The sequence below is a fragment of the Peribacillus sp. P4_C12 genome (assembly GCF_056402095.1).
Map to the genome: position 1 here is coordinate 1 of NZ_JBFUIB010000217.1, position 5,975 is coordinate 5,975.

Genomic DNA, 5,975 nt, shown 5'->3' on the forward strand with positions numbered 1-5,975 from the left:
CATTATCACTTCATCCCCTGCAGCCCCTACCAATTGGGCACTCAACTCTCCCAATCTCTCAGAAAAGTAAAACCAAGGCTCAGCGCCCTCCATCCACCCATTTATCCCAAACCTTTTCCAGTCTTCCAATGACCTCATTAAGCTTTTTTCCGCCCGCTTCGATAAAAGTCCCAATGAGTTCCCATCCAAATAAATCATTCCGGGATTCAAATAGAATTCCTCTCTGTATGAAACTAGGGCATCTTGCTGATCCAAAGTTCTCGCATACTCTTTTGTAGACATAAAATTTTTTATATCCATTTTGTCCGCCCTTTCTTCCTTACCACTATATTTCACTTGTAAATCCCTACTCCCTCCCAGGCCAACCTTATCATTCTGTTAGGATCTTTTTCAATATAATCCTTTTTATCAAAAATCATAGTGTAGTGGTTGTTTTCATCATATTTCGGCCAGATTTCCCCTTCTTCGGGATTTGGGTTTCCATATTTCGCAAAGTTAACCCAATGACCTTGAATCCTTTGGGAAACCTTAAGCGCTGCTGTTTTGGATCCATAAGAAGTAATCCGTTTGCCCAATGCCGAGTCGAATGTCTGGAAGGCAAATAGAAKTTCCATTCCATGGGTCGCCCCTAATTTGCTTAAACGCAGTGCCGGCGTTTTATAATCAAAACGATACATCCACGTTTTTTCAAAACGACTGTACGCCTCCGCATACCAAACGGAAGGAATATGGAAAGTCGCATCACGGCCAATGCCAAGCGCCGCTTCCTTTTTAGGGAAGTTCATATAAGCATTCGTAATTCGCTCTTTCGCCTCTGGATCAGTATTTTCGAACATTTTATGAATCATCTCTTCATTAGTTGGGATTAAAGGGGGATCCATTTGTTCAAATAATGTCGCTTCGTCTCTATTTGTTCCTATAAGCAAGGGTATCCCCTTTGCTTTTCCGGACCGAATCGAATCTAGTGGATAATCAGGCAGGAAGTCACCATCAACGACAGGTCCAAAAGATAGGGAACCAGGCATAGCTTGTGAGTTTTCCTGTAAGAGTTGGTAAGAGGCGGCGACAATTTCTTGAACTGGAAGTGTTTTTAATCGATGGATTTCATTCTTGCCAATTCCCAAGATATCCAGGAATTTTTCACTGAATTGTCGTGCAAATGCTTTTCCGTAAACAGATGTTGGAGCAGAACTTTCTGCAATAGCCTGTTTAAAAAGACCTCTCGCTGAAGGTACAGTAAGTAAGGTCGTTACGGCATTTCCTCCAGCTGATTCGCCAAATATCGTAACATTCTCAGGGTCGCCRCCAAAGGCTTCAATATTCTCTTTCACCCATTTCAAAGATGCCACTTGATCACGTAAGCCTAAGTTGGTTTCAAATGGTTCTCCATCATCTGTCAACTCAGTAAAATCCAAATATCCAAGTGCACCTAACCTATAGTTGATGCTTACCACGACTACGTCTCCATTCTTAGCCAACAAATGTCCATTGTACATATCAATAGATCCAGCTCCCGTTATATATACCCCACCAGGAATCCATACCATGACCGGGCGCTTCTTATCATCAGCTCTTGGTGACCAAATATTCAGGAACAAGCAATCCTCATCCATTTTTTCATTGCCAGCCATTCCTGTTCTTACAGCCCGATCCATCGGCTGTGGCGGAACGGCACCAAAATCCACTGCATCCAAGACACCGCTCCATTTTTCAACTGGCTCCGGCGAGCGGAAACGCAAAGCATCAATTGGCGCTTTCGCATACCTGACTCCACGCCAAACGCATACATCGTTTTCCATAGTACCTTGAAGATGTCCTTTTGCCGTCGTTACGATTGATCCAATCATACACTCTCACCTCTTCTTATAGTTATAGTTACTTAAGTTCTTCTTTTTCCATTCCCTTATATCCTTCATCTTTATCGAAAAAAGATTTATAAGGCTATTTCAACCAAAAATAATTCAAATAAATGTTCTACTCATAGTCAACTTCATATTCCGGTATTCCTATCATCCTTAAGGATTAGAAACGCAATTGTGTGGACATTCCCATTAGTGGGCATACGACCACGAATATTACTCCGGCCAAAATTATTAGTGGACAACCACTGTTCATGGATAAGACTTTTAACCAAAATATTATAGGCAAGTAAAATCAGTTATCTACTCATATTTAGATAGTTTGTTCAAAATGGTGATTCCCCTGATGTGAATTTTATTAAATCAAAACAAAAAAAGACCAATTCAGGTCTTTTTTGTTGAACGAGGAAAATATTTAGGTGAGCATAGTAATGATGCTTAATAAAGACCCTCCTCGAACGGACAGCTGTTTTGCAGCAAATTTTAATTGCTGATCATCGAGCTGATCCAATAACGGTTTTAATTCAAGCAGTTCTTTTTCCAGTTCTTTGATGTCTGATGATATCTTGTCTACTTGTACATTACTAGTAAAGTTAACATTTGTTTACATATTTTTACGTTTATATTACAAACTGGGACGATACGTCCAGACTAGTTATTTTGAAGCCGGAAGTAATGACTACTATGCAGGGAATTGGAATGTTCGACTAATTACCAATTCTTCGGCATATATTAAATAGATTTATCCATTAGAGAGATATTTTCCGTTTGAAAGGAATAAGTCTGATTATCTGTAACTCTAGGGATACTGATTGTTGGGTTAATTCACAAAATGAGCTACGGATGCCCGTATCATTTGTTTAGGCAAGTTCAAATGTAGTCGAAATACTATTTTAATTGCCTTCCTCAACATATATCTTATTGGAATGCTTATTTTCTAGGAAAAGGAACCTGTACATTCCAACCCATTGAGACCATCTATGCATAAGTTGCCCATACAAAAAACCGTCCTCAATAAAGAGAGGACGGATTTAAGGAATTATATATTTCTAATGCTTTTTACACTTACTCTACTACCGGAAGCCAACCTTTTCTATTAATCAACTTCTCCCAAAGTGGATCTGGAATGACAAGTTCATCCTGATCTTTCTTGGAAAGAGTCGTACGTATTTCAATTTCTTTTCCTGCCCTGATTTTTTCAATCCAATGCGGTTCCATAAGCAGTTCTCGACCGAGGGCGATAAATTGCACGCCTGTTTCCATAGCTTCTGCTACTTCCTCCGGTGTGTGTAGGGAGCCTACACCGACTATCGGGATACGATTACCAACCTTTTCATGAATTTTAACGATTCGGGATTTTGTCCTATCACTTTCACGGAATGAACCATTCCAGAAATGACCTACCGATATATGTAGATAATCTAAGTTTTGATTAGCTAGTCTATCGACGAACTGGAGCGTGTCATCCAAAGTGATTCCAGGATTGCTGCCCTCTTCAGGAGAAATGCGGTAGCCGATAATAAATGGCTTTTTCGCATGCTCAGCCACTGTTTTTTCCACTTCGTTTACAAGGGTAAGCGGAAAAATCAATCGTTTCCCTAGAGTTCCTCCCCATTTATCTGTCCGACGGTTCGAGTGTGGCGAAAAGAATTGTTGAAGCAAATACGTATTGGCCCCATGAATTTCTACGCCATCAAATCCTGCTTCGATGGCTCTTCTAGTTGCTTCTCCAAATGCCATAATAACGTCCTGAATTTCGTTTTCCGACATTTCCCGTGGTACCGGTGCATCTTGTTTGAAAGCAATCGCACTCGCGGAAACAGGTTGGTTATCAGGTACTAATTCGGGTGGACTTTGCCGACCACCATGATATATTTGTAAAATTGCTTTTGACCCTTTAGCTTGAATCGTCTCAGCCAATTTTCTCAAAGAAGGGATAAATAAATCATCATCTACACTAAATTGACCTGGAAACCCTTTTCCGCCAGCTATTACATAAGCACAAGCCGTAATCACCGCACCAACACCTGCCGAGCGTTCCGCATAATAAGCCAGTTCATCTTCGGTTATAAAGCCATGATCATCCGAAGAATAAGTTGTCATCGGAGCCATCATGATACGGTTTTTCACTTCTACCCCTGAAGAAAATTTATAAGGTTGAAAGATCTTTTCGTATTTTTGATTCATGCCATTCTCCCCTTTTTTTCTTAATGGTGGTGATGCCCGTGAGGTTCTTTCGAAGGATTAGTAATTTCAAAACCTTCTTCCGGAACGTAAAAATATTTAATCCATACCCCATCCAGAAATTCCTCACGTGAATCAAGCAAAATATCTATATCTTTATCTGTTTTGACAATTTCGTCATGTTCTGTCGGCGTATCAAGTTTCATCTCATAGTGAGCATGATCACCATGCATATGCGTGATATATACTCGAATCATTTTGCCTTCGGCTTCTTCACTGCTCAACATATTTTGTAAAACTTTTGCTGCATTACGGTTAATTTTGCATTTCATATCCATTCCTCCAACATAAATATTATCTATGTACTAAAATTCTACCCAATTAAAGGATATCTGTAACATCCATTTATACTCTTCTTCCAAGACCGTGTCTATTTAAATGCTTATCAACGGTCAGCAGGAAAAACGATGCCAATTTGCTTTCTTGCTTCATCCATGATTTCTATAGTCAATAGTGAATTCGCGAATGAATTTTTATCCGATTCTATTTTACCCTGATGAATCAATTCAACAAACTCTTTAACTTCATAATACATGGAAGGCATGTCCTGCTTAACCGAAATACTTTCCCTAGAACCATCCCGATAATGGATATCTACTGCTTCGGGTCCGGAAATCTTATTAATGAGAATACTTCCATGTTCGCCTTGTATTTCAGATGGCTGGTTGGATTCCGTAATTTTCGAATACATTACGACCGCTTCCATTTCGTCATAGGAAAGTAATATGGTTCCCTGTCCATCTGCCCCTGATTCAAGCAATGTTCCTGTTGCCTGAATCTTATTTGGTTTACCGAACAGTACAACAAGTGGGTAAATGACGTAAATCCCTAAATCCATTAATGCGCCGCTTGAAAATTCCGGATTGAACGCATTCAAAACTGTGCCTTTTTTATACGCGTCATAGCGTGATGAATATTGACAATAGCCTCCTGAAAATCGCCGTATGGTACCTATTTTACTAATATTTTTCTCGATACTTTCAAAGTTAGGCATTACTGTTGATTTCATTGCTTCCATTAATAGCACTTCATTTTTTTTGGCAGCGGCAATCATCTTCTTAACTTCCACTGCATTCGAAGCTAATGGTTTTTCACATAACACATGCTTTTTATTATCTAAAAATAACACTGCCTGACTGCTGTGATGAGAGTTAGGACTTGCAATATATACAGCATCAATCTCATCGCTTGCGGCCATTTCCTCTAAATTTGTAAATATTGTATGAACTCCATATTTTCCGGCAAATTCCTTAGCCTTCTCTTCTGTACGTGAATAAACAGCGGTTAAAGAAAACTCCTCCACAAGCTTTGCTGCCTCTAAAAATCGCTCAGTGATCCAGTTTGTTCCTATTACTCCTAAACGTATCATCATCATATCCCCTTTCAAACTAACTTATTATGTCCTCAATATACAGACAATTCACTAAAAAAAAAAGTAAAATGACGACCAACGACTGTTTAAATTGGATTTTTCAGGTAATTTTCCTTTATAATCTTTCTATATTACTACTGCCATGATGTTTCTACATACTACCTATTCGGGAAAGAAAACTAAAAAGGAGCGTGTGAAGTTTATGACAGATTTAATGAAAAATAAAGTCGCAATAATTACGGGTGGCGGATCAGGAATTGGCCGTGGCGCTGCACTAAAGCTAGCTGAAAACGGTGCAAATATTGTCTTTTTTGATCGGACAGTTGAAAATGCCGAAAAGGTAAAGGAAGAAGTAGAATCCCTTGGTAGAGAGGCTTTAATCGTCAAAACCGATGTTTCTAAAGCCGATCAAGTTGAAAAGGCATACCAGGTAGCCTTCGACCATTTCGGGAAAATTGATTTCGTATTCGCTAACGCAGGCATCAACGGTGTGATAGCCC

5 protein-coding genes and 1 pseudogene are annotated in these 5,975 nt (G+C 39.5%); 1 reads left to right on the forward strand and 5 read right to left on the reverse strand.

All coding sequences use genetic code 11. From position 1 onward, the window contains the following. The 5 genes and pseudogenes from AC1DUW_RS19205 to AC1DUW_RS19225 all read right to left on the reverse strand — a co-directional run. Positions 1-300 (reverse strand): annotated as a pseudogene (locus AC1DUW_RS19205) (kynureninase); the annotation flags it as partial. A gap of 32 nt (positions 301-332) precedes the next feature. Then, positions 333-1,847, reverse strand: coding sequence for a carboxylesterase/lipase family protein (locus AC1DUW_RS19210; RefSeq protein WP_477643215.1), 1,515 nt, complete (start codon positions 1,845-1,847; stop codon positions 333-335). A gap of 1,077 nt (positions 1,848-2,924) precedes the next feature. Then, a complete protein-coding gene (locus tag AC1DUW_RS19215) occupies positions 2,925-4,046 on the reverse strand; it encodes an NADH-dependent flavin oxidoreductase (protein ID WP_053345049.1) in 1,122 nt (373 codons plus the stop codon). A gap of 20 nt (positions 4,047-4,066) precedes the next feature. Then, positions 4,067-4,375 carry an iron-sulfur cluster assembly accessory protein gene (locus AC1DUW_RS19220; protein WP_053345048.1) on the reverse strand — a complete coding sequence of 103 codons (309 nt, stop codon included), beginning with the start codon at positions 4,373-4,375 and terminating at the stop codon, positions 4,067-4,069. A 113-nt stretch (positions 4,376-4,488) separates the two neighbouring features. Continuing rightward, positions 4,489-5,472: a Gfo/Idh/MocA family protein gene (locus AC1DUW_RS19225; protein WP_053345047.1), complete on the reverse strand. Its 984-nt coding sequence runs from the start codon at positions 5,470-5,472 to the stop codon at positions 4,489-4,491. Between the two features lie 205 nt (positions 5,473-5,677). On the opposite strand from AC1DUW_RS19225, the gene AC1DUW_RS19230 reads away from it, so the two are divergent. Further along, a partial coding sequence (locus AC1DUW_RS19230; RefSeq protein ID WP_477643216.1) for an SDR family NAD(P)-dependent oxidoreductase occupies positions 5,678-5,975 on the forward strand: 298 nt, incomplete at its 3' end.

Excerpts from the sequence above, each read along its gene's own strand:
- AC1DUW_RS19215 (WP_053345049.1), bottom strand. The coding sequence starts at position 4,046 with ATGAATCAAAAATACGAAAAGATCTTTCAACCTTATAAATTTTCTTCA.
- AC1DUW_RS19220 (WP_053345048.1), bottom strand. The coding sequence starts at position 4,375 with ATGAAATGCAAAATTAACCGTAATGCAGCAAAAGTTTTACAAAATATG.
- AC1DUW_RS19225 (WP_053345047.1), bottom strand. The coding sequence starts at position 5,472 with ATGATACGTTTAGGAGTAATAGGAACAAACTGGATCACTGAGCGATTT.